The 25,544-nt window shown below is 71.0% G+C and carries 21 protein-coding genes; 13 read left to right on the forward strand and 8 right to left on the reverse strand.

Features of this window, described 5'->3' with window-relative positions; translation table 11 throughout:
- A partial coding sequence (locus Ssi02_RS19725; protein WP_204027503.1) for a hypothetical protein occupies positions 1-388 on the forward strand: 388 nt, incomplete at its 5' end.
- Positions 389-734: 346 nt separating this feature from the next.
- Here the strand turns inward: Ssi02_RS19725 and Ssi02_RS19730 are convergent.
- On the reverse strand, positions 735-2,942 hold the full coding sequence (locus Ssi02_RS19730) for a S9 family peptidase (RefSeq protein WP_204027505.1): 2,208 nt from the start codon (positions 2,940-2,942) through the stop codon (positions 735-737).
- Between the two features lie 12 nt (positions 2,943-2,954).
- Positions 2,955-4,271, reverse strand: a complete 1,317-nt coding sequence (locus Ssi02_RS19735) for a serine hydrolase domain-containing protein (RefSeq protein WP_204027506.1) — start codon at positions 4,269-4,271, stop codon at positions 2,955-2,957.
- Between the two features lie 93 nt (positions 4,272-4,364).
- On the opposite strand from Ssi02_RS19735, the gene Ssi02_RS19740 reads away from it, so the two are divergent.
- From Ssi02_RS19740 to Ssi02_RS19775, 8 genes are all read left to right on the forward strand, one after another.
- The gene (locus Ssi02_RS19740) at positions 4,365-5,042 is read left to right on the forward strand and encodes a TetR/AcrR family transcriptional regulator (protein ID WP_204027507.1); all 678 of its coding nucleotides are present in this window, start codon (positions 4,365-4,367) and stop codon (positions 5,040-5,042) included.
- Positions 5,043-5,404: 362 nt separating this feature from the next.
- The gene (locus tag Ssi02_RS19745) at positions 5,405-5,668 is read left to right on the forward strand and encodes a phosphoribosyl-ATP diphosphatase (protein ID WP_204027508.1); all 264 of its coding nucleotides are present in this window, start codon (positions 5,405-5,407) and stop codon (positions 5,666-5,668) included.
- Positions 5,669-5,757: 89 nt separating this feature from the next.
- On the forward strand, positions 5,758-6,603 hold the full coding sequence (hisG, locus tag Ssi02_RS19750) for an ATP phosphoribosyltransferase (protein WP_204027509.1): 846 nt from the start codon (positions 5,758-5,760) through the stop codon (positions 6,601-6,603).
- A 492-nt stretch (positions 6,604-7,095) separates the two neighbouring features.
- On the forward strand, positions 7,096-7,794 hold the full coding sequence (locus tag Ssi02_RS19755; RefSeq protein WP_204027510.1) for an acVLRF1 family peptidyl-tRNA hydrolase: 699 nt from the start codon (positions 7,096-7,098) through the stop codon (positions 7,792-7,794).
- 209 nt (positions 7,795-8,003) lie between these two features.
- Positions 8,004-9,602, forward strand: a complete 1,599-nt coding sequence (locus Ssi02_RS19760; protein ID WP_204027511.1) for an ABC-F family ATP-binding cassette domain-containing protein — start codon at positions 8,004-8,006, stop codon at positions 9,600-9,602.
- A gap of 114 nt (positions 9,603-9,716) precedes the next feature.
- The gene (locus Ssi02_RS19765) at positions 9,717-9,932 is read left to right on the forward strand and encodes a helix-turn-helix domain-containing protein (RefSeq protein WP_093173121.1); all 216 of its coding nucleotides are present in this window, start codon (positions 9,717-9,719) and stop codon (positions 9,930-9,932) included.
- Positions 9,933-10,066: 134 nt separating this feature from the next.
- Entirely contained in the window at positions 10,067-10,870 is an 804-nt protein-coding gene (locus Ssi02_RS19770; RefSeq protein WP_204027512.1) for an enoyl-CoA hydratase/isomerase family protein, read from the forward strand.
- A 142-nt stretch (positions 10,871-11,012) separates the two neighbouring features.
- On the forward strand, positions 11,013-12,932 hold the full coding sequence (locus Ssi02_RS19775) for an ABC transporter ATP-binding protein (protein WP_204027514.1): 1,920 nt from the start codon (positions 11,013-11,015) through the stop codon (positions 12,930-12,932).
- Between the two features lie 286 nt (positions 12,933-13,218).
- On the opposite strand, the gene Ssi02_RS19780 is transcribed toward Ssi02_RS19775, so the two are convergent.
- Positions 13,219-14,106 carry a sulfotransferase family protein gene (locus Ssi02_RS19780; protein ID WP_204027516.1) on the reverse strand — a complete coding sequence of 296 codons (888 nt, stop codon included), beginning with the start codon at positions 14,104-14,106 and terminating at the stop codon, positions 13,219-13,221.
- A 257-nt stretch (positions 14,107-14,363) separates the two neighbouring features.
- Here Ssi02_RS19780 and Ssi02_RS19785 point away from each other — a divergent pair, with 257 nt between their 5' ends.
- On the forward strand, positions 14,364-15,281 hold the full coding sequence (locus Ssi02_RS19785) for a hypothetical protein (RefSeq protein ID WP_239129130.1): 918 nt from the start codon (positions 14,364-14,366) through the stop codon (positions 15,279-15,281).
- A gap of 24 nt (positions 15,282-15,305) precedes the next feature.
- Here Ssi02_RS19785 and Ssi02_RS19790 read toward each other — a convergent pair whose 3' ends face one another.
- Together Ssi02_RS19790 and yczE are read right to left on the reverse strand one after the other, a co-directional pair.
- Positions 15,306-17,060 carry a glycoside hydrolase family 15 protein gene (locus Ssi02_RS19790; RefSeq protein WP_204027518.1) on the reverse strand — a complete coding sequence of 585 codons (1,755 nt, stop codon included), beginning with the start codon at positions 17,058-17,060 and terminating at the stop codon, positions 15,306-15,308.
- Between the two features lie 9 nt (positions 17,061-17,069).
- The gene (gene yczE / locus Ssi02_RS19795) at positions 17,070-17,699 is read right to left on the reverse strand and encodes a membrane protein YczE (RefSeq protein WP_204027519.1); all 630 of its coding nucleotides are present in this window, start codon (positions 17,697-17,699) and stop codon (positions 17,070-17,072) included.
- A gap of 64 nt (positions 17,700-17,763) precedes the next feature.
- Here yczE and yczR point away from each other — a divergent pair, with 64 nt between their 5' ends.
- Positions 17,764-19,224 carry a MocR-like transcription factor YczR gene (gene yczR / locus Ssi02_RS19800; RefSeq protein WP_204027521.1) on the forward strand — a complete coding sequence of 487 codons (1,461 nt, stop codon included), beginning with the start codon at positions 17,764-17,766 and terminating at the stop codon, positions 19,222-19,224.
- Between the two features lie 66 nt (positions 19,225-19,290).
- Here yczR and Ssi02_RS19805 read toward each other — a convergent pair whose 3' ends face one another.
- From Ssi02_RS19805 to Ssi02_RS19815, 3 genes are all read right to left on the reverse strand, one after another.
- Positions 19,291-19,908: a trimeric intracellular cation channel family protein gene (locus Ssi02_RS19805; RefSeq protein WP_239129131.1), complete on the reverse strand. Its 618-nt coding sequence runs from the start codon at positions 19,906-19,908 to the stop codon at positions 19,291-19,293.
- A gap of 14 nt (positions 19,909-19,922) precedes the next feature.
- Positions 19,923-21,407 carry a peptide MFS transporter gene (locus Ssi02_RS19810; RefSeq protein WP_204027524.1) on the reverse strand — a complete coding sequence of 495 codons (1,485 nt, stop codon included), beginning with the start codon at positions 21,405-21,407 and terminating at the stop codon, positions 19,923-19,925.
- A 332-nt stretch (positions 21,408-21,739) separates the two neighbouring features.
- On the reverse strand, positions 21,740-22,780 hold the full coding sequence (locus Ssi02_RS19815; protein ID WP_204027526.1) for a hypothetical protein: 1,041 nt from the start codon (positions 22,778-22,780) through the stop codon (positions 21,740-21,742).
- 227 nt (positions 22,781-23,007) lie between these two features.
- On the opposite strand from Ssi02_RS19815, the gene Ssi02_RS19820 reads away from it, so the two are divergent.
- Entirely contained in the window at positions 23,008-24,195 is a 1,188-nt protein-coding gene (locus Ssi02_RS19820; protein WP_204027528.1) for an RtcB family protein, read from the forward strand.
- A 180-nt stretch (positions 24,196-24,375) separates the two neighbouring features.
- Positions 24,376-25,365, forward strand: a complete 990-nt coding sequence (gene moaA, locus Ssi02_RS19825; protein ID WP_204027902.1) for a GTP 3',8-cyclase MoaA — start codon at positions 24,376-24,378, stop codon at positions 25,363-25,365.
- The last annotated feature ends 179 nt before the right edge of the window (positions 25,366-25,544 follow it).

Raw genomic sequence — 25,544 nt, forward strand, 5'->3', positions numbered from 1 at the left:
GCCGGCCGGGCGGGGAACCCCGGACCGGCTCGCGGCGGCGGGCGCTCAGCCGGTCATCCGCGGCGCGGCGGCGTTCCGCAGGCAATCGTCGAGCGCCGCCCACAGCGGCCCGTTCAGCGCCGTCACGACGACCCGGTCCCCGGCGTCCACCCCCGGATCCGCGTGGACACATGCGAAAAACCGCCGGCCCCGTTTCGACGGGGTGTGCCGTCCGGCACACCCCGGCGCGGCTCCGCCGCAGCACGACCTACCCGCCGGGCACACGGCGCCACCCGGGCGGGCCCGTCGTGGCCCCCGCCCCCGCCGCGCCGGCGGCCCCGCGCCCGCCCGCGCCTTCGGGCACGTGAGCGGGCGGATGAAGGGCCGCAGGGGGGAGCTGCGGCCTTGAGGGGCGGCGAAAGGCGATAGGGGGTGGCCGCCGGACTCGCCGCGCCAGGAAACAGCGGTCCGGCGACCGGAAGGATCGGCCCACGCGCGAAGGGCGGGAGGGGGCCGAGGAGACCTGGGGGAAAGACGCACGACCCGCATGAGCCGGGGCCGCACTGGCAGGGCGGCCCACTCCGGCCAGGGGCCCGTGCCGGCGGAGCTCAAATGAACCATGGAGCCCCGCACAAGTGAAAACCGCTTCCCCGGCCGTGGTCTGCCACCCATGGAACCACCCTTGGAAACCACGGCCGGGGAAGCGGAGCCTTCGCCGGTCCTGCCCGCCGCGAGGGGCGGGCAGGACCCGGGCGTCAGAGCCGGAGTCTGCCCAGCTCGGGCGAGAGCCGTACTCCCGCCGGCGGCTCGGCGCCGAGCAGGTGCCGCACGAGGAAGTCCCACTGGCGCCGCAGCACGTAGGGCTCGGCCTCCAGATAGGAGTGCGCGGCGCCGGGGACGACCAGCAGGTCGAAGTCCTTGCCGGCGTCGATGAGCGCCCGCACGAGCCGGTAGGTCATGCCGGGATGCACGTTGTCGTCCATCTCGCCGGTGACGAGGAAGAGCTTCCCTGCGAGCCGCTCGGCGTGGGCGGCGACGGCCTGCTCGGCGTAGTCCGCCGCGCCGTGGTAGGTCTCACCCCACACCGCGTAGTAGGACCGCTGGTCGTGGTTCCCGGCCGAGGCGACGCCCACCTTGTAGAAGCCGGGGTGGCGCATCATGGCCGTCGCAGTGGCGAAACCGCCGCCGGAATGCCCGTAGATCCCGGCCCGCTCAAGATCCAGCCACGGCCGGTCGGCGGCGAGCTGCTTGAGCAGCGCGACGTGGTCCTCCAGGCTGCCCGCGGTCTCGAGCCTCCCGTACGACACGTCGGCGAACGCCCGGCTGCGGAAGGGCGTGCCCCGCCCGTCCATGACGAGTACGGCGAAGCCCAGTTCGGCGACGGCGTTGGCGTGGCCCAGCTCGTCGATGAGGAAGGGGCCGTCCAGCCCGCCGTCGCCCGGCACCCTGATCTGCCGGATGATCTGCGGGCCGGGGTAGACCGAGTCGACCACCGGGTATTTCGCCTCGGGGTCGAACGTGCTCGGGGTGTAGAGCAGGCCCCACACCTCGGTCTCGCCGTCCGCCGCGAGGCCGCTGACCTCCTCCGGCGCCCGCCACCCGGTCGCGAGCAGGCGCGACAGGTCGGCGGTCTCCAGCTCGGCCACCACCGCGCCGGACGCGTCGCGGAGCAGGGTCACGGGGGCCGTGCCGGCACTGCCGTACGTGTCGACAAACCACTTGCCGTCGGGGGAGAACACCACGTGGTGGTCGCCGCGCTCGGGGGTGAGCAGCCGCTGGCCGCCCCCGTCCAGATCGGCGGCGTAAAGGTAGCGGTGGTAGGGGTTGCCCGGTTCGCGGCCGCAGATGCTCACGTAGGCGGTGCGGTCCTCGACGTGGGCGATCCCCGTGACGATGCCGGGGCTCTCGGTGACCGCCGCCTTGAGGTCACCCGTCCGCGCGTCGTAGGAGTAGAGCCGGCCCCACCCGTCGCGCTCGGAGAACCACAGCACCTCGCCGTCCGCCGTGGTGCGCGTGACGCGCGGGAGCACGATGGAAGGACCGGGCTGGACGATCGTGCCGCCGCTCTCCTCGACGATCACGCGGGCGGCCCCTGTCCCGGGGTCGATCCGGTAGAGCGTGAGGGAGCGGTGGCCGCGGGACGGGTGCAGCAGCCACAGTGTGCCGCCGTCCTCGCTCCACCACAGGTTGCCCGCGCTCACCGGGTCCCCGTAGGTGAACTCCAGCGGCGGCAGGTCCACGTCGATCCGCTTGCCGGTCTCGGCGTGGAAGACGATGATCCGCACCGTGGGCAGGGGATCGCCCGGCATCTCGTAGTGCAGCGTGTGCAGGATCGGGCGCGGGCCGCCGTCCGGCGGGATCGCCTGTGTGAGCGGCAGCACGGGCACGTGCCGCTGGTCGCGCAGGACGGTCGCCAGGCGCTCGCCGTCCGGCGACCACACGACGAGCGGCGGCAGCGAGAGGCCACGCTGCTGGAGCACGATCGGCAGGTCGCGCTGGTCACTCGGCCTTGCGTAGGCGAGGCCGGGCGGTTCGGCGTCATGGGTGAGGCGGCGGCCGTCGACGTGGAGGTCGCCGTCGGCGACGGTCGCGTGGTGTTTGCCGCACGGCGACGCCGAGCGGTCCATGGGGGGCTTGTCGCGCTCGCCGGACCTCGTGAGCCCGCCGGTCGCGAGGTCCAGCGTCCACAGGGACTCGGCCGAGCCGAGCGTCACCTCGTGCTCGCCGGTGAGGTCCACCGCCGACAGGCTCTCGCCGCCGGGCTCTGTGACCCGCGCCGCCACCCGGCGTTCGCCGGTGGCCAGGTCGGCCTCGATCAGTTCGTGTCCGTCGGGCACGCGCACCAGGTAGCGCAGCGCGGTGGGCGGCGTGCCCACCCACACGGGGGCGACCGACGCCCGGAAGATCAACTTATCGGCGTGCGCGCCGGTCAGCCGGTCCGCGCGCTCGTAGGCGTCACGCATTTGGGGGTCCTCTCAGCGGGTCGCGGACGGGCCGGTGCGCCGGGCCGGGAACGCGCCGTTGACGAACCGTACGGCGCTGCCGTCAGGGCCCGGCACGAACGCGACGTCCCACCCGTGGTAGCCGCCGATGCGCTCGTCGGCGGGAAGGAAGCGGTGGCCGCCGAGGGGGAGCAGCTCGCTGGTGAGGGTCTCGCCCTGCGCCGTCATCGCGATCAACAGCCGCCCTTCGGGGGCGGTCACCTCGTAGCGCAAGCCGTACGCCTCGTAGACCCCCGTGTAGAGGCCGGGATCGGCGACCGCCGCCGCGGGGCCGGGCTCGGGCGGCCCCGGCTTCGTGATGCCGAGCACCTCCGCGCAGATCGCCTCGAACACGGCGTCGGCGAACGGATAACCGCGTGAGGGCGTGTTCACGGTGACCGCCATGGCCGCGTCGTGCTCGGGGATCCACACGACCGTGGACGAACCGGCGAGGTTCGTGCCGCCGTGCCCGTAGACGCGCACACCGTCCCAGATCTTGAGATAGGGCCCCGCGCACCACTTCTCCGCGAACCACGTGCACGGCACGTCGACCTGCGGCGTGTGCAGCGTCGCGACCGCCTCTGCGGACAACACCGGGGCGCCCCCGCCGAGCAGCATCCGCGCGAACTTCACCTGGTCGCCCGCCGTGCCGCACAGGGTGCTGCCGGCCGGCGCCGCGCCCCGGGCGAACGTCCAGGGCCGCACGATCTCGCCTTCGCGGGTGTGGCCCAGGGCGACGTGGCGGTAGACGAGCTCGTCCAGCTCGCTCACCGTGTCTGTCAGCCCGGCCGGCCCGCACAGGCGGCGCTGGAGCGCCTCGTGCCAGGGCAGGCCGGTCACACGCTCGATGAGCAGACCGGAGACGTTGGTCGAGGTGTTGGAGTAGCCGAAACCCGTGCCCGGCTCGAACGCGAAGGGATAGCCCGCGACCGAGCGCACCGCCTCCGCGGTGGTCGCCGTGTCGTCGTAGGGCCCGTTGTCGATGCCGCTCGACATCGACAGCAGGTGGCGGGGGGTGAGCGCCTTGGTCCACTCGGGTTCGCCCAGCTCGAGCTCGGGCAGGTGCTCGGTGACCGGCCGGTCGAGGTCGATCAGCCCCTCGTCGACCAGTCCCAGGATCAGCACCGCGGTGTGCAGCTTGGTGGTCGAGCCGATCTGGAAGAGCGTGTGGTCGGCGACCGGGCTGCCGTGGGCGTCGGCCACCCCGGTGGCGGCGCGGTGGAGTTCGCCGCCGACCGAGTACGCGGCCTGGGCGCCGGTGACGCCGAGGCGCTTGGCCGTCTCGGCGAGGAGCGTGGGAAGGTCGAACACTGTGGAGCCTCTCCAGTTAGCGTATGACGAACGGTACGCCGTACCGTATGCCGTACGCTTTGGTGGCGCGGCCTAACGATCGCCAGGAAATTCGTGAACGGAGACGATGAAATGGCCCAGCGGGCGCGTATACCCCGGGGCACTCTCAACCGGGAGGCCATCGTGACGGCGGCCGTCGAGGTCCTCGCCGACGGCGGCCTCGACGCCCTCACCATGCGCGCGGTCGCCGACGCGCTCGGCACCCGGTCGATGTCGCTCTACACCTACTTCTCGGGCAAGGAGCAACTCCTCACCGCCGCGGAGGAGCATCTGATCGCCATGCTCGACCTGCCCGAACCCGGCTCCGGCGGCGTCGAGGCCCTCCGCGAGATCTTCCGCGCCTACTGGCGCATGCTCGTCGCCCACCCCTGGCTCGTGCGCCGCGACCACAGCCGCGAAGAGACCTCACCCGGCGACCTGCGCCTGGCCGAGACCATCTACTCCATCGTCGGCCGCCTCGGCATCCCCGAGCGCACCGCCGTCGGCCTCGTCGCCACCACCTTCCGCTTCACCCTCGGCTGCGCGACGCTCTATCCCGGCCGCCGCGCTTGGGACGATCCCCGCCACTGGGAAAGACTCCGGACGGAGCTCGGCAAACTCCCTCGGGACGATTACCCGTCCCTCCATTTGTTCAGCACGGAGTTGTCGGACTATACCCAGGACGAGGTCTTCGAATTCGGCCTCAACGAACTCATGAACCGCTTCCGCGCGGCGGCGGAACACAGTTCTTGAGAATCCCGCATCGCCGCGCCCCACGGCGATCCGGGGCCGACCGGCCCACCGGGAGGCTCGATTCCCGGACGTATTCCCTGGACGGCGCATCCGGTCATGGATTCCGCACCCGATATTTCACAACAAAACCCCTCCAGTGGGCAGGGGATTATTCCTGGAATTTTGTACGGATCAGCCGGGCAGGCCGTGAGAGCGGCCCGCCGACACGCCCGGCCCCGCCCATACCGGCGACTCGCGGGGGAGCCGCCTCCGCCGGGCCGCCCGCAGGCACGCGCGGTCTCGCCACGCGGACGCTTCACCCGTGCTCCGGCCGGGGGCCATTAAGCTGGACTCGCAGATCCGCCGATTTCCGAGAAGAGACCATGAAGACCTTCGAAGAGCTGTTCGCCGAGCTGTCGGAGAAGGCGCGTGACCGGCCGGCCGGCTCGGGCACCGTCGCCGCGCTGGACGCCGGCGTCCATGCGATCGGAAAGAAGGTCGTCGAGGAGGCCGCCGAGAGCTGGATGGCCGCCGAGCACGAGTCGCGTGAGCGCGCCGCCGAGGAGATCTCGCAGCTCCTCTACCACGTGCAGGTGCTCATGCTGGCCCGGGGCATCGGACTGGACGAGGTCTACAAGCATCTCTAGGTCCTCCTCCCGCCGGCTCCGCTCGCCGCGCGGGGCAGGACCAAGACCGGCCTCGCCCGATTCCGATCCATCAGACTGAGGACTTCTCGATGCTGCGTCTCGCCGTACCCAACAAGGGCGCCCTCAACGAGGCCGCCCAGACAATCTTGAAGGAGGCGGGCTACCGGCCCCGCTCCGACTCCAAGGAACTCGTCGTCATCGACGAGGAGAACTCCTGCGAGCTGTTCTTCCTGCGCCCCCGCGACATCGCGATCTACGTCGGCGAGGGCACCCTCGACGCCGGGATCACCGGCCGCGACATGCTGATCGACTCCGGCGCCCCGGTCGAGGAGATCCTCACCCTCGGCTTCGGCGGCTCCACGTTCCGCCTGGCCGCCCGGCCGGGGAGCATGGACAGCGTCAAGGACCTCGCCGGGCTGCGCATCGCCACCTCCTACGCCGGTCTGCTCGGCCGCTACCTCGCCGAGACCGGCGTCGACGCCCGCGTGATCAAGCTGGACGGCGCGGTGGAGACCTCCATCAGGCTCGGCGTGGCCGACGCCGTCGCCGACGTGGTCGAGACCGGCACGACGCTGCGCAACGTCGGCCTTGAGGTCTTCGGCGACCCGATCATGAGGTCGGAGGCCGTGCTCATCAAGCGTGAGGGCGCCGCGGAGAGTAACGGTCTCTCCCAGCTCATCCGCCGCCTTCAGGGTGTGCTGCACGCCCGCGACTTCGTGATGATGGACTACGACATCCGCGCCGAGCGCATCGAGGAGGCCATCGCGCTCACCCCCGGCATGGAGGGCCCCACGGTGTCGCCTCTGCACCGCGAGGGCTGGGTGGCCGTCCGCGCGATGGTCCGCCGCAAGGGCCACCAGCAGGTGATGGACAAGCTCTGGGACATCGGCGCCCGGGCCATCCTGGTGACCGACATATACGCCTGCCGCATCTGACTCCCTTCCTGGGCCGGCCTCACCTTCACTGGCGCCGGCCCGTCCGCTCTGACCGCCGCACACGGCCGCAGCACGGGGGGACCCCCGCCCTGCCGCCGCGCCGTACGGTGACCCGCGGCCAACCTGCGCCGAACCGGTCGCGGAGGCTCTCGCCGTACGGCCCCCCGGGAACGATCGGCGGCGAACGGGTCTCCCGCATCGGCCTGCTCAGTGGTGTGATGGCGGTGGAAGCGGCCGGTCGTCCAGATGTGAGCTCCTTCTGGGGGAAGGCTGCCGACGTGCGGTGATGAAGGGGATTGGTGCCGCGGGCGGATTCCGCCGAACGCCGGCACGAGATCCGTGTGCCGGTGCGCGGCCGGGGTATGAGGTGCGTTCGCGCGGTGGGCGGGGGATGTCCCGTGGTGGGGCGGCGCTATCGTGTCGCCGACCGCCGTGTGGAGACCTGCCGTGTGGAAAACAAGGCGGCGCCGATGAGAGTGACGGGGTGGTGAGATGGGGTCGCGACCCGCCGCGGGTGGGGGCCGGTGGGTGTCGGTGGCGCCCGAGAGGCTGGCCGGGTGGCTGCGTGGTTTCGCCGAGCGGCACGGGCCGCCGGTGGTGTCGGCGACAGCGGAGGTCGTGCGGCTGAGTGCGCCCGATGGGGAGGTGGCCGAGTGTCATGTGCCTTTTCCACCGCTTCCGCCTGTGGGGACGGCCGGGGGGCCGCTGCGCGAGCCGTACTCCGCGGCGCTGGTGGAGCACGCGATGTGCGAGCGGCGGGTCGGGGTCGTGCTTGTGCGGCTCGGCGGTTATGCGGTGGGGGTGTTCGAGGGGGCCGATCTCGTGGTCTCCAAGGTGGGATCCCGGCACGTGCAGGGCCGGACGGCGGCGGGCGGATGGTCGCAGCAGCGGTTCGCGCGGCGCCGGGCCAAGCAGGCCGGCGAGGCGCACGGCGCGGCGGCGGAGACCGTGGTCAGGGTGCTTGTGCCTCGCCTCCCGGAGCTCGCGGGCGTGGTGTTCGGGGGCAGCAGACGGTCGGTGGAGGCGCTGCGGGAGGTCCGGGGGCTCGCGCCCCTTTTCGCCCTGGAGACTGGGGACTTCCTGTCGGTGCCCGAGCCCCGGCTCGCCGTGCTCATCGACACGCCCCGGCTTTTCCGCGCTGTCAAGACCAGGGTTGTAACGCCGCATGAAAAGCGTGAGCCCGGTCTGTGAGGGTGGCCATAGACTGAACGCCATGTCCACTCCCGATTAGACCGAGTCGGCCGCCTCGGCGCCGTCCCCTGACGTCGAGGTGCCGGGTGGTTCCGCGGCGGGCTGACGTCCGGATTCGTCTTTGTCGGCTCTCACGCTCCGGCCCCCGATTCGCACGACAATGCTCAGTGAGTCCCGACGACCTCCGGCCTGGGAGTCCTTTCTCTAACATGATCATTTCTTCTGATATCGAATTGAGAGTCGGCGCACGCCTGCTCATCGAGGATGCGAGTTTCCGGGTCGGCCCCGGCGACAAGATCGGTCTGGTGGGCCGCAACGGCGCGGGCAAGACGACGCTCTGCCGGGTCCTCGCGGGCGAGGGAGCTCCGGCGGCCGGATCGGTGAGTGTGTCGGGCGCGGTGGGCTATCTCCCGCAGGACCCGCGCACGGGCGATCTCGAGGTGCTGGCGCGTGACCGCATCCTGTCGGCACGGGGGCTCGACCAGGTGCTGCGCGAGCTGCGCGCCGCGGAGGCGGGCATGGCGGCCGACGACACGCGCAAGCGCGACCGGGCGGTCAAGGCCTACGGGCGGCTTGAGGACCAGCTTCATGTGCTCGGCGGCTATGCGGCCGAGGCCGAGGCGGCGTCGATCGCCTCCAGTCTGGGCTTGCCCGATCGTGTGCTGGGTCAACCCCTCAGCACACTGTCCGGTGGGCAGCGGAGACGTGTTGAATTGGCACGAATCCTCTTCAGTTCCGCTGAAACTCTCCTGCTCGACGAACCGACAAACCACCTCGATGCAGACTCAATCGGCTGGCTTCGCGATTTTTTGCGATCTCATCAAGGTGGCTTGGTGATCATCAGCCACGACGTCAACCTTCTTGAAGCGACGGTCAACCGCGTCCTGCATCTCGACGCCAACCGCTGCGTGATCGACACCTACAACGTCGGCTGGAAGGCCTATCTGGCCCAGCGGGAGACCGACGAGCGGCGCAGGAAGCGTGAGCGCGCCAACGCCGAGCGCCAGGCCACCGCCCTGATGTCCCAGGCCGACCGCATGCGGGCCAAGGCCACCAAGGCCAAGGCCGCCCAGGACATGGAGCGCCGCGCCCGGCGGCTGCTCGCCGGCGTCTCGGAGGAGCGCCGCTCCGACCGCGTGGCCAAGCTGCGCTTCCCCGAGCCCGCCCCCTGCGGGCGCACGCCGCTGACGGCCACGGGGCTGTCCAAGTCCTACGGCTCGCTAGAGGTGTTCACCGACGTCGACGCGGCCGTGGACCGCGGGTCGCGCGTCGTCATCCTCGGCCTCAACGGCGCGGGCAAGACGACCCTGCTGCGCCTGCTGGGCGGCTTGGAGACGCCCGACACGGGGGAGGTCAGGCCGGGGCACGGGCTGAAGCTCGGCTACTACGCCCAGGAGCACGAGACCCTCGACGCCGGGCGCACGGTGATGGAGAACATGCGTTCGGCCGGTCCCGACGTGGCGGACGTCGACCTGCGCAAGGTGCTCGGATCGTTCCTGTTCTCGGGCGACGATGTGGACAAACCCGCGGGGGTGCTTTCCGGCGGGGAGAAGACACGCCTGGCCCTTGCCACATTGGTGCTTTCGAGCGCCAACGTCCTCCTGCTCGACGAACCTACGAACAACCTCGACCCAGCCAGCCGCGATCAAGTGCTTTCAGCGCTTAGGTCCTATTCTGGGGCAATCGTCCTTGTCACGCATGATGAGGGTGCAGTAGAGGCCCTAAGACCGGATAGGGTGATCTTGCTACCGGACGGAGTTGAAGACGCTTGGAGCGATGAATTTTCCGATCTTGTGGCACTCGCCTGATCTTAATTTGAGCGGGTACGGATCTTTTCCCGTGGAGTAGGTAGCCGATCCCGCCGAAATGACTGATCATGGCGTGAGTAACGCTGCGGAAGTCTGGCACTACAGGAGGTACTCGTGGCCGAGACTCTGAAGAAGGGCACCCGGGTGACCGGGGCCGACCGTGAAAAACTGGCCGCCGATCTCAAGAAGCGCTATGCCGCGGGTGAAAGCATCCGCGCCCTGGCTGCTTCCACCGGCCGGTCATATGGGTTCATCCACCGCATCCTCAGCGAGTCAGGCGTGACTCTGCGTGGACGCGGTGGGGCCACCCGAGGCAAGTCCAAGCGCTGACACCGCCTCGGAACGTGCGACCGCAGCCGCTCGTCCCCCTTCATCCGGAGCCGTCGCACCCGGACCGATAGAACCTCGTTCTAGAGGATCGGTAGGCTCGGGTGCGACGGTCACCGATGCGGGAGAAGGCGGCGATGACGGACGCGGTGCATGGGGGGAGCGCTGAGCTCGCCGGCAGCGGGCTCCGCTACGAGGTGGACGGTGAAATCGCGACGATCACTCTGAACCGGCCCGAGAAGCGAAACGCTCAAACGTTCGCTACTTGGTCGGCACTGGCTTGGATCGGAAAAAACTTGCCAGAGCAGGTGCGTGTCGTCGTGGTCAATGGCGAGGGGCCGTCCTTCTCAGCAGGCTTGGACCTGCGCATGTTCACACCTGACGGGGTTCCCGGACAAGGGTCGTTCGCGTCGGCCGCCGCGACGTCCCGCACGGCCTTCATGGAGCGGGTCACCGCCGCCCAGGAAGGATTTCTCTGGCTGCGCCGACCGGACATCGTCTCGGTCGCGGCGGTGCGGGGGCACGCGATCGGCGCGGGCTTCCAACTCGCACTGGCCTGCGATCTGCGCATCCTCACCTCGGACGCGAGGTTCTGCATGAAGGAGCCGGCACTCGGCCTGGTTCCCGATCTGACCGGCACCAAGCCCTTGGTCGACCTCGTCGGCCTGTCCAGAGCCATGGAGATCTGCCTGACCGCGCGTTCGGTCGGCGCCCACGAGGCTCTGCGCCTCGGCCTCGCCGAACTCGTCGTCGAGCCCGGGCAACTCCCCTCGGCCGTCGACGACCTGGTCAAGGCACTGCTGTCCGTCAACAGGGACGCCGCCTCCGCCACCAAGCGCCTCCTCGTCGCGGCAGGGGGCAACACACTGGAGGAGCAGGCCGCCCTCGAACGGCATGAGCAGTGGGGGCGTTTGCAGGCTTTGTTCGCCCCGCCGAACTGACGGGAGCAGGTTCCCCCGCGAGCCGGCCGGCAGCGAAGCTCGGGCCGCCGGAGGCCCGGGCCGGGAATCACCCGGCGTTTTTCCGTGCTTGAGTGGCTAGAGCGTATTTGTGCCCTTGTGCGGGAATGAACGGGCGGTTTGTATGTCGATGCTGGGTGGGGGCTACGGCCCTTCGGTCTATCGGTCGCTGAGGCGCGACGGCTCGGTGGTCAACGAGAGGCTCACGCCGGGCACCGTCCGCCGCATCGCCGCCTATGCCAGGCCGTTCTCCCGGCAGATCACCGCGTTCCTGATCCTCGTCGTGCTCGGGTCGGTGACCGTCATCGCCTCGCCCCTGCTCATGAAGGCCGTCATCGACAACGGCATCATCCCCCGCCGGGTCGACGTCGTCGTGCAGCTGTCGCTCGCCATCGCCGCTCTCGCCCTGCTCGACGCGGCCCTGTCCCTCGGCCAGCGGTGGTTCTCCTCCCGCGTCGGGGAGGGGCTGATCTTCAATCTGCGCACCGAGGTCTTCGACCACGTGCAGCGCATGCCCGTGGCCTTCTTCACCCGCGCCCAGACCGGGGCGCTGGTGTCGCGGCTCAACTCCGACGTCATCGGCGCCCAGCGGGCCATCACGAGCACGTTGTCCTCGGTCCTGTCCAACGTGGTCAGCCTGATCATGGTCCTCGGGGCCATGCTGCTGCTGTCGTGGCAGATCACCCTGGTGGCCCTGGTGCTGCTGCCGATCTTCGTCGTTCCCGCCAAATGGGTGGGGCGGCGCATGTCGGGGCTGACCCGCCGGCAGATGACGCTCGACGCCGACATGAGCCAGGTGATGACCGAGCGGTTCAACGTGGGCGGCGCGATGGTCGCCAAGCTGTACGGCAGGCCGGAGGAGGAGGCCGACGCCTTCGCCGAGCGGGCCGGCCGGGTGCGTGACATCGGCATCACCGTCGGCATGTACGGCGCGTTCTTCCGCATCGCCCTCGGCCTGGTCGCCGCCCTCGCCACCGCGCTCGTCTACGGCCTCGGCGGCATGCTCGCGGTCGAGGGCGTGTTCGCGCTCGGCACTCTGGTCGCTCTCGCCTCACTGCTCATGCGCCTGTACGGCCCCCTCACGAGCCTCTCCAACGTGCACGTGGACGTGATGACGGCCCTCGTGAGCTTCGACCGCGTCTTCGAGGTCCTCGACCTCAAGCCGATGGTGGCCGAGCGCCCAGGCGCCCGGCCCGTGCCCGGCGGCCCGGTGCGGATCGAGTTCGACGACGTGGCGTTCCGCTACCCGGCGGCCGACGAGGTGTCCCTGGCGTCCCTGGAGGCCGTGGCCCGCCCCGACACCGGCCCCGGCCAGGAGGTGCTCACCGGCGTCACGTTCACCGCGGAACCCGGTCAGCTGGTGGCTCTGGTGGGTCCCTCGGGTGCGGGCAAGACCACGATCACCTCGCTCGCCACCCGCCTCTACGACGTCACCGGCGGCGAGGTGCGCGTCAACGGCCTGCCCGTACGCGACGCCACCATGGCCTCACTGCGCGACACCGTCGGCGTCGTCACCCAGGACGCCCACCTGTTCCACGACACGATCGGCGCCAACCTCCGCTACGCCCGCCCCGCCGCCTCCGACGAGGAGATCTGGGAAGCGCTGCGCGCCGCGCAGATCGCCGACATGATCGAAGGCCTGCCCGAGGGCCTCGACACCGTGGTCGGCGACCGCGGCTACCGCCTGTCCGGCGGCGAGAAGCAGCGCCTGGCGCTCGCCAGGCTGCTGCTGAAGGCCCCGCGGGTGGTCGTCCTCGACGAGGCCACCGCCCACCTCGACTCCGAGTCCGAGGCCGCCGTCCAGCGCGCCCTGAAGACCGCCCTGGCGGGCCGCACGTCCCTGGTGATCGCCCACCGCCTCTCCACGATCAGGGAGGCCGACCAGATCCTCGTCGTCGCCGGCGGCCGCATCGCCGAGCAGGGCCGCCACGAAGCCCTCCTGGCCCGCGGCGGCCTCTACGCCGAGCTCTATAGAACCCAGTTCGAACACCAGCCGGACTCCCCGGCCCGCGCCCTCTACGACCCGCAGAGCACAACCGGCTGACCCCGCCGAGAGGTACGGCGAAGCCTCGCAGTCCTCATGGGGGCGTACGGCGAAGCCCGCACGGCGCGGCACCGGCCCCAGGGCGCCGGCTTGGTCCACAGGGCGGGGAGACGACTCGGCCGACTGTGCGGCGAAGCGGCGAGGAGGGGAGCGGCGCTGTGCCCCTGTGCGGCGAGGGGTGGGGCGTACGGGGGCGCCAGGTGGGCTTTGCGGTAAATGCCGGGCACCCCGTGTCGTGACCGCCTCGAAGCCGCCTGCGGGCAAGGGGCCGGAAACCTCCGCCGGGTCAGGGGAGGTAGCCGAGGCGGGTGAGTTCCTCCCGGGCGACCTTCTCCACCAGGGCCGCGTCTTCGGGGCGCAGGCGGGTGCGCCAGGTGCCGGTGGGGGAGGTGGGGCCGCCGTAGAGGGCGACCTTGGAGACGCGGGTGGCGAGGAACGCCGAGACGGCCTCGGCGGTCTCCGCGGGCGCGGCCACGAGGTCTTCGTAGCGGAGCGTGAGGAGCTGCTCCTTGGGCAGCTCCTGGCGGAGTTCGGCCGCGAGGCGGACGGCGCCGCGCCAGCGCAGGGCGCATTTGCCGGCGGTCGGCATGGCCTTCCAGCGGTCGCGGTGTTCCTCGGATTTCACGCCCAGGAAGGCGTTGGGAAACTCGGTGTCGTCGCTCAGCATGGATGGTTTGAACCACGCGAGGCACGCCGGGTCGTTGAGCATGTCGGCGCTCACGTCGCGCCCGTCGCGGATGAGCTGGACGAAACGCGCGTCGGGGAATGCCTGGAGGAGCACCGGCGCGCTGTAGAGCAGGTCGGGTCCGGCGTCGCCGAAGCGGGCGACGGTGCCGGGGGCGGTGCAGGGGCCGACGCCGGTGACCCCGCCGGCGTCGCGGCAGGAGGCGGGGCACTGACCACAGGAACCGGGGGTTAGCTGCCAGCACTCGGCGAGGGCGTCGCGGAGCACCCGCACGGCGCCGGTGCCGCGGGTGGTGGCGATGGAGGGTCTGCGGGCGTAGGCGTAGATCACGTGGGCGACGGAGGCGCGGCCCATGGTGACGTGGAAGCCTGGGGAACGTTTGAGGGCACGGCCGAGCAACTCCGCTCCCGAGTGCGGGGCGGCGAGCACGAAGACGGGCCGACGGACCTTGACGCCGTTGACCACCAGAATGTGGGTCGGGGGTCGCATAGGTGAGGACAGTGTGACACCGTTTGCAGGGTGTCCGAGCCAATGATCGCCGCTCCGCCCCCGAAGGGCCTGTGACAGGCGCCACACCGCGGAAAGCTCTTGGTGTTATTGATACGGAATCGTGCTCTCTGAGGTATCCCGCATCCGGAGAGAAGGGGACAATAGAGACATGTTGCCGGGTCTTCCTTCCGGTCGGCGGGGAAGATTCGCTAAAGGGGGATGAACGCTAGCGAGACGCGAAGAGGGGGGCCCATCGCGTGTGGCTGTTTCGGCGGAGACGGGACCGGCAGGCACCTCCGCGGCCGGTCCAGGACGTCGACCTCGACTCCTTGCTCGCCCTCGTCGGGGAGAGCCTCGGTTATACCTGTGTCTTCGCCCCCGGCGGCGGCACCCTCACCCTTGAGCTGAACGGCGTCAAACGGCACGTCGTGCGGCTCGGCGGCCTCCGCCGCGAGGCCGGCCGCCGCGCCCGCGAGGACTGGCCGACCCTCGTCTCCACCCACCTCCGCCACGTGATCGAGACCGCGGGCGAGCCGCTCGACGCCACCGACCTTGAGCAGGTCCGCCCCATGCTGCGCACCAGCGTGCAGCTCGCCGACGACATCCCCGACCTCACCCAGGTCGTGGGCCGCCACCTCACCTCCGACCTCGTCGAGCTGCTGACGGTCGGATACGGCGGAGCCTCGCGGCCCCTGCGCCCCGAGGAGGCGGGCTGCTGGCCGGTGCCGTCGGGGGAGGCGCTCGACCTGGCCGTGTCCAACGTCCGCGACGACGAGCGGCTCGCCGTCGAGCAGGGCGAGCTGGGCGGCGTCCCGGTGTGGCGGCTGTCGGGCTCGACCGTCGGCGCGGCGGCCCACCTGCGGTGGCTCGCCGACTATGTGCCGGTCCCGGCCGCCGGCGCCCTGGTGGCGTTCCCGGGGAACTCGACGATGGTGGTGCACCCGGTGCGGGGCATCGGCGTGGTGCGTGCCATCGAGCGCCTCCGCCTCTATGCCCAGCGGGAATACGACGGCGGCGACCGCCCGGTCAGCCCGCAGATCTACTGGTGGCGCGACGGGCGGCTCACCCTGATCAAGGCCGACCTGGTCGGCGGGGACGGCCAGACCAGGCTCGTGGTCGCGCCGTCCCGCGAGTTCGCCCGCCTCCTGGCCGAGATCGCCGGCAGGGACGACTGACCAGGCAGGCGGCGAGCAGACCTTCTAGGACAGTGACCGTGCCGTGTGGATCAGCGGCACGTGACTGAACGCCTGCGGGAAGTTGCCCGCCATACGTCTCGTCACCGGGTCGTATTCCTCGGCCAGCAGCCCCACGTCGTTGCGCAGGTCGAGCAGCCGCTCGAACAGCTCGACGGCCTCGTCCCTGCGCCCGATCATGGCCTTGGCCTCGGCCAGCCAGAAGCTGCACGCGAGGAACGCCCCCTCCCGCCCGGGCAGGCCGTCCACCGGATTCTCCGCGGCGACCGGGTAACGCAGCACGAACCCGTCGACCATCAGCTCGTTCTCGATCGACTCGATTGTGGAGATCACCCTCGGGTCGGACGCCGGCAAAAACCCGACGACCGGGATCAGCAGCAGTGCGGCGTCGAGCTCGCGCGAGCCGTACGACTGGGTGAACGTGCCGGTGTCGGTGTCGTAGCCCTTGGCGCAGATCTCGGCGTGGATCTGGTCGCGCAGCGCGCGCCACCGCTTGAGCGGGCCGCCTTTGTCGAAGACCTCGGCCTGGCGGATGGCCCGGTCGAGCGCGACCCAGCACATGACCTTGGAGTGGGTGAAGTGCCGGCGGGGGCCGCGCACCTCCCAGAGCCCCTCGTCGGGCTCGTGCCAGCGGGACTCGAGGTAGTCGAGCATCTCGCGCTGGATGGACCACGCCCGCTTGTCGGGCGGAAGGCCCGACGTGCGTGAGGAGTAGAGGCAGTTGACGACCTCGCCGTAGACGTCGAGCTGGAGCTGGTTGACCGCGCCGTTGCCGATGCGGACCGGCCGGGAGTTCTCATAGCCCGGCAGCCAGTCGAGCTCGAGCTCGGGCAGACGGCGTTCGCCGGCCACGCCGTACATGATCTGGAGGTCCTGGGCGCGCCCGGCGATGGCGCGCAGCAGCCATTCGCGCCAGGCCCGCGCCTCGTCGAGGTAGCCGGCGCCGATGAGGGCGTCGAGGGTCATGGTGGCGTCGCGCAGCCAGCAGAAGCGGTAGTCCCAGTTGCGCACCCCGCCGAAGTCCTCGGGCAGGGAGGTGGTGGGCGCCGCCACGATGCCGCCCGTGGGGGAGTAGGTCAGGCCCTTGAGCGTGATGAGGGACCGGACGACGGCCTCGCGCCAGCGGCCCTTGTGGGAGCAGGCCGACACCCAGTCGGTCCAATACGACTCGGTCTCCTCAAGCTGCTCCTCGGTGTCGATCAGCTCGGGCCGGGGCTCATGGGAGGGGTGCCAGGTGAAGATGAACCCGAGCCGTTCGCCCGCCGACACCCGGAAGGTCGCGTGGTGGGCGTAGTCGCCGCCGGCGAGCGGCACCGGCGAGTGCAGCCAGGCCGAGTCGGGCCCGCCGATGGCGTGCAGGTGGCCGTCGGCGCGGCGCACCCACGGCACGATGCGCCCGTAGTCGAAGCGGATGCGGATCCGGGTGCTCATCTCCACGGTGCCGGCCACACCCTCGACGATGCGCACCACGTCGGGGTTGGCCTGCCGGGGCGGCATGAAGTCGATCACCCGGACCGTGCCGCCCGGCGTATCCCACTCGCTTTCCAGGATGAGCGTGTCCTCGCGGTAGCGCCGCCGCGTCGCCATCGGCCTGCCGGTGGGGCCGAGCCACCAGTGGCCGTTCCGGTCACTGCCGAGCAACCCGGCGAAACACGCGGGGGAGTCGAATCGGGGCAGGCAGAGCCAGTCGATCGACCCGTCTCTGCCCACCAGGGCGGCTGACTGCATGTCCCCGATCAGGGCGTAGTCCTCGATCCGCATGCTTCGACGTTATACGGCTCCGCCCTCGGATTGAGGCTTCCGCACCGCGAGAAGCCGTATGCAGACCTGGGCGAGCGGCCCGATTGTGAACGCGAACAGCAGCGTGCCGACGCCGGCGGTGCCGCCGAGCAGCCAGCCCGCCGCCAGCACCGTCATCTCGACGAGGGTACGGCTGAGCCGGATCGACAGGCCCCGGGCCGCGAGACCGGTCATCAGCCCGTCGCGGGGGCCCGCGCCGAACCCCGCCCCGATGTAGAGGCCGGTGGCGACGGCGGTGATCAGGATGGCGAGCACCAGGTAGCCGGTGCGGACCGCGAGGTCATCGGGGGTGGGGGTGAGCCACAGGGTGAGGTCGGCGAACAACCCGACGCAGAACACGTTGCTGATCGTCCCGAGGCCCGGCCGCTGGCGGAGGGGGATCCAGAGCAGCATCACGAGCGCGCCGCCGACTATGACCCACATGCCGATGGACCAGCCCGTCCTGAGGGAGAGTCCCTCATGGAGCACGTCCCAGGGGGAGTTGCCGAGATTGGACTCGACTTGGAAGCCGATCCCCGCGCCGTAGAGGGCGAGTCCCGTGTAGAGGCGCAGGAGGCGGCCGGGGAGGGGGCCGAGGCGGCCCAGGGTGAGTTCGCTCATAACGCCACTCAGAGTGGACCGGTCCCAGGTTGCTTTGAAAGGGCCAATCGTGAAAAGTGGCGTTATGACTGGTATTGACCGGCATATCAGCGCACCGCAACTGGCCCGGCTCGTGCAGGCGGGCGGAGGGCTCACCCCCGCCCCCGGGGTGAAATACCGCGCCCTCGCCGGCGCCGTGCGCTCCCTCATCCTCGAAGGCCGCCTGGCCGTGCGCGTGCGGCTGCCCGCCGAGCGGCACCTGGCCGAGGAGCTCGGCGTCAGCCGTACCACCGTCACCTCCGCCTACGACAGGCTCCGCGAGCAGGGCTACCTCGCCAGCCGCCAGGGCGCGGGAAGCTGGACCGAGCTGCCCGATCCGCAGGCGCTCGGCGCCGACAGCCCGTGGGCGGCGGACGAGGACGGCGGGCTGATCCCCATGCACGCCGCCGCGCCCATGGCCCCCACGTCGCTGGCCGCCGCCGTCGACGCCGCCGCCAGGGATCTGCCGCGCCACACGCTCGGCATCGGCTACCGCCCCCTCGGCCTCGAACCGCTGCGGGAGGCCGTCGCCGCCCGCTACACCGAACGCGGCGCGGCCACCCGGCCCGAGCAGATCCTCATCACCACCGGCGCGCAGCAGGCCATGCACCTGATCGTGCACCTGCTCACCTCGCCGGGCGACGCCCTGCTCGTCGAGTCGCCCACCTACCCGCACGTGCTCGACCTCGCCCGCCTGCGCGGCGCCCGCATCGTCCCCGTCGGCATCCCGCCGGGCGGGTGGCACCTCGACCTGCTCACGTGCGCGATGCGGCAGTCGGCCGCCCGCCTCGCCTACCTCATCCCCGACTTCCAGAACCCCACAGGGCACCTGATGGAGGACGCCGGCCGCGCCGAGCTCGTCGCGGCGGCCCGCGCCTGCGGCACGACGCTGATCGTCGACGAGACCTGGGCCGAGACCACGCTCGACGAGGTGCCCGCCGTCCGGCCGATGGCCGCCTTCGACACCGACGGGCGCGTCTTCAGCATCGGGTCGGCCGCCAAACTCTGGTGGGGCGGCCTGCGGATCGGCTGGATCCGCACCACCGCCGCCATGGTGCGCAGGCTGTCGGCCTTCCGCGCGGGGGTGGACATCGCGAGCCCGCTCTTGGAGCAGCTCGTCGTGGCCAGGCTGTTCGAGGACCTCCCCGCGGGCCGGGCCGAACGCCGCGCCGCCCTGCTCGCCTCACGCGCGGCCCTCACCGCCGCTCTCGCCGCCGAACTCCCCTCGTGGACCTACACGCTCCCGCGCGGCGGCGGTTCGATCTGGGCGCTCCTGCCGGCCCCCGCCGCCACCCCGATCGCCGAGGCCGCCGTCGGCCACGGAGTACGGCTGGCGCCGGGGCCGTGGTTCGGTGTCGACGGCACCCTGGAGAGCTACCTCCGCCTGCCCTTCACCCAGCCACCCCAGGTGATCACCGAAGCGGTCCGCCGCGTCGCCGCCGCCCAGGCCGGCGCGACCGCCCCTCGCGGGAGCCTGCCGGCGGACCTCATGACCCCGGTGTTGTAGGGGGAACGTGTAGGGGGCACGTGTAAGGGTCAGGTGTAAGGGAGCACGTGTGACTGTCCCCGGGGTTCAGTCGTCCGGCACGCCGCGGGCCAGCGGGGCGCGCCAGCTGTACCTCATGGCGAACATGCGGAGCGTGAACGCGAGCACGGCGGCGGCGAGGGTGGCCTGCCAGCCGGCGTGGCCGAGGCGCCACAGGCTCGCCATCACGGCAGAGCCGAGCAGTGCCGGGACCGCGTATAGCTGCCTGTCGTAGAGCAGGCTCGGGATCTGCCCGGCCAGCACGTCGCGCAGGATGCCGCCGCCGACCGCCGTGGTGACCCCGAGCAGCACCGCGTGCAGCGGGCTCAGCCCGAAGGTCAGCGCCTTCTCGGTGCCGACCGCGCAGAACAGGCCGAGGCCCGCCGCGTCGAACACCAGCACCGCCGGCATGCTCCGCTCGACCTGCGGATGCCAGAAGAACACGATGACGGTCGCGAGCAGCGGCACCAGCACATAGCCGAGACTTTCGAAGGCGGCGGGCCGCACGTTGAGGATGAGGTCGCGCAGGATGCCGCCGCCGAGGGCGGTCATCGAGGCGAGGACCGCCATGCCCACCACGTCGAGGCGTTTGCGGACCCCCATGACCGCGCCGGACAGGGCGAAGACAAAGATTCCTGTCAGGTCGAGGAGGGACGTCACATTCACCGACAAAGTTTCGTCTACGCGGCCTCGTGCTCCGACATGAGGTGCCGCAGGCGGCGCGAGAACAGCAGGAGTACGGCGCCCGCCACGACGGCGACCGCCGCGAGCGCCAGGAAGTAGTGCGTCTCCGAGAGGAACGCCCGCAGGCGGTAGGTCTGCCCGCCGACGGAGTCGCCGACCGCGGCGGCCAGGAACCACACGCCCAGCATCTGCCCCTTGAACGCGGCCGGCGCCAGCTTGGCGGTGACCGACAGGCCGACCGGGCTGAGGGAGAGCTCGCCGAAGGTCTGCACGAGGTACATCGCCGCGAGCCACCAGAGGCCCACCTTCACCCCCGCCTCGGCGACGCCCGAGGCCGCGGCCAGGATCACGAAGCTGAGCCCAACCATGAACAGCGCGAACGCGAACTTCGCCGGGCTGCCCACCCGATCGCCCAGCCGCGGCCAGAGCGCCGCGAAGACCCCGGCGAAGACGATGACGAACAGGGAGTTGAAGTTCTGGGTCCATCCCGCGGGGATCGCGAACCCGAACGCGGTGAGGTCCACATGGCTGTGGGCGAAGCCGGTGACCGGTCCTGGAGCCAGATCGAAGATCATCCAGAAGACCGCCGCCGCGACGAACAACCAGACGTAGGCGGTCATGTGCCGCCGCTCCCCGGCGGTGACCTGCGGGTGGCGCAGGATGTAGACGAAGTAGGCGAACGGCACGAGCAGGGTGATCGCCGTCGCCATATAGGTGACGTTGTCGATCGTGAGCACCCCTGTGGCGGCCGCGATCGCCGCGGCCGTCGCGCACAGCACTCCGGCCAGGGCGAGCATGCGCAGCGCGCGGGTGCGCTCGGCGGGCGTCAGCGGGTCCCCCGGGCGTGTCCCCGCGCCCCGCAGGCGGCGTCCGCCGGCGATGTACTGCGTGAGCCCGAGTGCCATGCCCACCGCCGCCGCGCCGAACGCCAGGTGCCAGCGGTCCTCCCCGGCGAGCAGCGGCGTGACGAGAATCCCGGCGAAGGCACCGATGTTGACGCCCATGTAGAACAGCGAGAATCCCGAGTCCCTGCGGGCGTCCTCGTCGTCGCGGTAGAGGTAGCCCACCATGCTGGAGATGTTGGGTTTGAGCAGTCCCGAGCCGCACACGATGAGGGTCAGGCCGGCCCAGATCAACGCCGGGCCGCGCACGGGGATCGCCATGCAGATGTGGCCCGCCATGATGACGGCGCCGCCCCAGAGCACCGTGCGCCGGGCGCCGAGCACGCGGTCGGCGATCCAGCCGCCCGGCAGCGCCGTCAGGTAGACCAGGCCCTGGTAGATGCCGACGACCGCGTAGGCGGTGGCGGCGGGCAGCCCGAGCCCCTCGCGGACGGGCGGGGCCATGAGGAAGAGCCCCAGGACGGCGCGCAAGCCGTAGAAGCTGAAACGCTCCCACATCTCGGTGCCGAAGAGGGTGGCCAGCCCGCGCGGGTGGCCGAAAAAAGTGCGCTCAGTGGAGTGGAGGGTGCCGTCGGCCATCGCCTCCGCCCCCGTTCGCGACCTCGATGGGCACGTGCCGGATAAATTGCCCACAAAATGGGGGCGTCAGTCCTCATGTATGCCGTCTGACCTGGGAACATGTGATCCGGTGTGAACGGCGCCGCGCCCGGTTCTCGGGGGCGGAGAACCGGGCGCGTTTCCGGAAGGGCCCCTTCAGCGACGACCGCGGGTGGGTGCGGCGTCGGCGGTGAGGTGATCCGGCGCTCAAGCGCACGGGGCACAGGCCGCGAGCCGCTACTCCCCACACATCAAGACGCGTCAGAGTGCGGAAGGGTTGACTGGTTTCTTACAGAATTTGTCATGGGTGGCGACTAGAGGCGCCGCGGCCGCACGACGGACGTGCGCTGCACCTCGCTCAGCTCACCGGCGTAGTGGTCGGAGCCCACGAACCGCATGCGCCACAGGCCCGCCGCCCGGCCGGCGATCCGCTCCGCGAAGCGGCCCGACTGGTCGGTCGTGACCGTCGCGGCGAGCTCCCACCGGCTGCCCTGGTGCGGCCGGTGCAGGATCTCCACCTGCTGTCCCGCGTAGGGGGCGTAGTCGAGGTGGCCCGTCGGGTCGACCCGCTCGAGCGTGCCGCGCACCCGCACCGCCTGGGTGTTCTTGACGCGGGCGGCCCGGAGGTCGCTGAAGTGGGTGTTGCGGCGCAGCCTGAAGCCGGCGAACTCGGTCACGGTCTTGCCGTCGGCGCCCTTGGCGGTGACGCGCACCGTCCAGTGGCCGGTCGGATACCACCGGCTGAGGCCCTTCTCGGGCAGGAAGCGCCAGGTCTTCCAGGCTCCCTTGGGCGCGTTGGACTCGGCGGGCGTCTCCTGTGCCTCGCCCTCCAGCTCCTCCACCTCCGCCTCGGCCCCGGGGGCCTGCGGCTGCTGGGCGGGCTTGCTCTCCTTGGCGGGGTCCCTGTCGCCCTCCGCCGGCCCCGCCGCCTTGTCGCCCTTGACCTCGGGCCTGGCCTCACCCTGCGCGGCGTCCGGCTTCTTCTGCTCCGGCCGCTGGCCGGGCTGAGCCGGCTGAGCGGGCTGTCCCGGCTGACCGGGCTGACCGGGCTGACCGGGCTGACCGGGCTGGGCGGGCTGGGCGGGCTGGGCGGGCTGCCCCGGCTGTCCCTGCGGCGCCGGCGGCATGCCGGGACTGACCTTGATCGTCACGCCGTTCTTGCCGGAGACACCCCGGGCCACAACGTCGATCACCATGCGGACGGCCCCGCTGGGCCCCACCACGGGAGCTCCGGGCTTGATGCGGATGGCACGGATGGCGAGCTCGTCGTCGGCCGAGGCGGGCAGCGCCTGGGCGACCGCGGGCAACGCCATCGTCCCTGTCAGGAGGGACAGAAGCACTACTCTCTTGATCATGTTCGTGAGGTTAGGAAGTGCCGGGTCACGGCTCGGGAGCCGACATGCACCTCCTACGGCAAAGCCCCCCGGGCCAGAGGAAAGCGCGCCCCGCCGTACGGCATGGCAATGTCATTTGCCCGATTCGTCGGGGCGGATAATTGTGCTTGTCGAGCCTAAATAAGTTGCCCGACTGCCACACTTTCTGGCCATATAGGGGTCGAATAGATGGAAGGAGGCGACACGGAATGACGTTCACCACGGTGGCGGGGGGCCGGGCACCGATCCGGATGTGGGCGGATCCCGCAGAGGTCGAGGACCAGGCGATGGGCCAGCTGCGCAACGTCGCCAACTTGCCCTGGGTGCACGGGGTCGCGGTCATGCCGGACGTGCACTACGGGAAGGGCGCGACCGTGGGGTCGGTCATCGCGATGCGCGGCGCCGTCTCGCCCGCCGCGGTGGGAGTCGACATCGGCTGCGGAATGACAGCGGTCAAAACCTCATATACCGCCTCACAACTCCCCGACAACCTCGCATATCTCCGCTCGAAACTCGAACAGGCCGTCCCGGTCGGTTTCCAGGCGCATAAGCGGCCGGTCGACCCGGCCAGACTCCACGGTTTCCCGACCGCGGACTGGGCCGCCTTCTGGCGGGGCTTCGACGACCTGGCCCGTGCCGTACGCCCGCGCAGGGACCGCGCGGAGGTGCAGATGGGCACGCTCGGGGGCGGCAACCACTTCCTCGAGGTGTGCGCGGACGACGAGGGCGCGGTCTGGGTGGTGCTGCACTCGGGGTCGCGCAACATCGGCAAGGAGCTCGCCGAGCACCACATCGAGGAGGCGCGCGGGCTGCCGCACAACCAGGACATCCCCGACCGCGACCTCGCGGTGTTCGTCGCGGGCACGCCGCAGATGGAGGCCTACCGCCGGGACCTGTTCTGGGCGCAGGACTACGCGCGGCGCAACCGGGCGCTCATGATGGCTCTGGTCCGCGACGTGCTCCGCCGCCACCTGCCGAACATCACCTTCGAGCCGGAGATCTCCTGCCACCACAACTACGTGGCCGAGGAGCGCTACGACGACGTGGACGTGCTTGTCACCCGCAAGGGGGCGATCAGGGCGGGCACCGGCGAGCTCGGCATCATCCCGGGCTCGATGGCCACGGGCACCTATATCGTGCGCGGCCTCGGAAACGAGGCGGCGTTCAACTCCGCCTCGCACGGGGCCGGGCGCAAGATGAGCAGGAACAAGGCGAAGAAGACCTTCACCCTGGCCGACCTTGAGGCGCAGACCGCGGGTGTGGAGTGCCGCAAGGACCACGGGGTGCTGGACGAGATCCCGGGGGCGTACAAGGACCTGAAGGCGGTCATGGCCGCCCAGACCGACCTCGTCCAGGTCGTCGCGCACCTCCGGCAGCTCATCTGCATCAAGGGATGACCGCGAAGACGGCGGGCCACCCGGAATCACCCCGGGTGGCCCACTGTTGTCGGGTGTAAAGGGTTTTTTGACGGCAAAGATCCTGATAGCCCTACTCTTGAGTGGTCTGTAGCAGGACTCATAGCCTTGGCCGGTGTTCTCCTGCGGACGCTCCGTACGGAAAGCGGGAGGTGGGCCCAGTTGCTGGTGGACTCGTTCGGCCGGGTGGCCACGGATCTGCGGGTGTCGCTCACCGACCGGTGCAACCTGCGGTGCAGCTATTGCATGCCACCCGAGGGCCTCGAATGGCTGCCGAAACCCGAGCTTCTGACCGGCGACGAGATCGTGCGCCTCGTCCGCATCGGCGTCGAACGGCTCGGCATCGCCGAAGTGCGCTTCACCGGCGGCGAACCCCTGCTCCGGCGTGAACTGGTCGACATCGTGTCCCGCTCCGCCGCGCTGACCCCCCGGCCCCACCTGTCGATCACCACGAACGGCATCGGCCTCGACCGCCTGGCCGCCCCCCTCACCGCGGCCGGGCTGGACCGCGTCAACGTCTCCCTCGACACCCTCGACCGCGACACCTTCGTCAAACTCGCCCACCGCGACCGCCTCCCCGACGTGCTCGCCGGCCTCGCCGCCGCCGACGCCGCCGGCCTGCGGCCGGTCAAGGTCAACAGCGTGCTCATGCGCGGCGTCAACGACCACGAGCCGGCGGCGCTCCTCGGCTATTGCCTGGAACGCGGCTACGAGCTGCGGTTCATCGAGCAGATGCCGCTCGACGCCCAGCACGGGTGGCGGCGCGACACCATGGTCACCGCCGACGAGATCCTGGCACACCTGCTCACCCGGTTCGACCTCGTGCCCGAGGACCCGGGCGAGCGCGGCAGCGCCCCCGCCGAGCGGTTCCTGGTGAACGGCGGCCCGGCGACCGTCGGGGTCATCGGATCGGTGACACGCCCCTTCTGCGGCAGCTGCGACCGGGTGCGCCTCACCGCCGACGGCCAGATCCGCAACTGCCTGTTCGCCACCGAGGAGTCCGACCTGCGCGCCGCGCTGCGCGGCGGCGCCTCCGACGACGAACTGGCCGAGCGCTGGGCCTCCGCCGTACGCGTCAAGAAGGCCGGCCACGGCATCGACGACCCGAGCTTCCTGCAGCCCGCCCGCCCCATGTCGGCCATCGGCGGCTGACCGCCCGGGGGCTCGCCGCCACGTGGGGTACGGCACGGGCCTTCTGGCCGGGTGAGTCGTGTTCGCCAAGCCGGGGTGGGGGGGATGGGCCGGAGTGGCGGCGGGGCGGCGGCTGATCCGCCGGTCTTGCCCCGGGGCGTCGTCCGGAGGCTCCGCTCCGCGACGGGTCCGGCCTGCGG

The organism is Sinosporangium siamense (assembly GCF_016863435.1).
GTDB classification, from domain to species: domain Bacteria; phylum Actinomycetota; class Actinomycetes; order Streptosporangiales; family Streptosporangiaceae; genus Sinosporangium; species Sinosporangium siamense.

Bases quoted from the DNA above. Each gene is read 5' to 3' on its own strand.
- Ssi02_RS19730 (WP_204027505.1), bottom strand. From the start codon at position 2,942: ATGCGTGACGCCTACGAGCGCGCGGACCGGCTGACCGGCGCGCACGCC.
- Ssi02_RS19745 (WP_204027508.1), top strand. From the start codon at position 5,405: ATGAAGACCTTCGAAGAGCTGTTCGCCGAGCTGTCGGAGAAGGCGCGT.
- hisG (WP_204027509.1), top strand. From the start codon at position 5,758: ATGCTGCGTCTCGCCGTACCCAACAAGGGCGCCCTCAACGAGGCCGCC.
- Ssi02_RS19755 (WP_204027510.1), top strand. From the start codon at position 7,096: ATGGGGTCGCGACCCGCCGCGGGTGGGGGCCGGTGGGTGTCGGTGGCG.
- Ssi02_RS19760 (WP_204027511.1), top strand. From the start codon at position 8,004: ATGATCATTTCTTCTGATATCGAATTGAGAGTCGGCGCACGCCTGCTC.
- Ssi02_RS19770 (WP_204027512.1), top strand. From the start codon at position 10,067: ATGACGGACGCGGTGCATGGGGGGAGCGCTGAGCTCGCCGGCAGCGGG.
- Ssi02_RS19775 (WP_204027514.1), top strand. From the start codon at position 11,013: ATGTCGATGCTGGGTGGGGGCTACGGCCCTTCGGTCTATCGGTCGCTG.
- Ssi02_RS19780 (WP_204027516.1), bottom strand. From the start codon at position 14,106: ATGCGACCCCCGACCCACATTCTGGTGGTCAACGGCGTCAAGGTCCGT.
- Ssi02_RS19790 (WP_204027518.1), bottom strand. From the start codon at position 17,060: ATGCGGATCGAGGACTACGCCCTGATCGGGGACATGCAGTCAGCCGCC.
- yczE (WP_204027519.1), bottom strand. From the start codon at position 17,699: ATGAGCGAACTCACCCTGGGCCGCCTCGGCCCCCTCCCCGGCCGCCTC.
- yczR (WP_204027521.1), top strand. From the start codon at position 17,764: ATGACTGGTATTGACCGGCATATCAGCGCACCGCAACTGGCCCGGCTC.
- Ssi02_RS19810 (WP_204027524.1), bottom strand. From the start codon at position 21,407: ATGGCCGACGGCACCCTCCACTCCACTGAGCGCACTTTTTTCGGCCAC.
- Ssi02_RS19815 (WP_204027526.1), bottom strand. From the start codon at position 22,780: ATGATCAAGAGAGTAGTGCTTCTGTCCCTCCTGACAGGGACGATGGCG.
- Ssi02_RS19820 (WP_204027528.1), top strand. From the start codon at position 23,008: ATGACGTTCACCACGGTGGCGGGGGGCCGGGCACCGATCCGGATGTGG.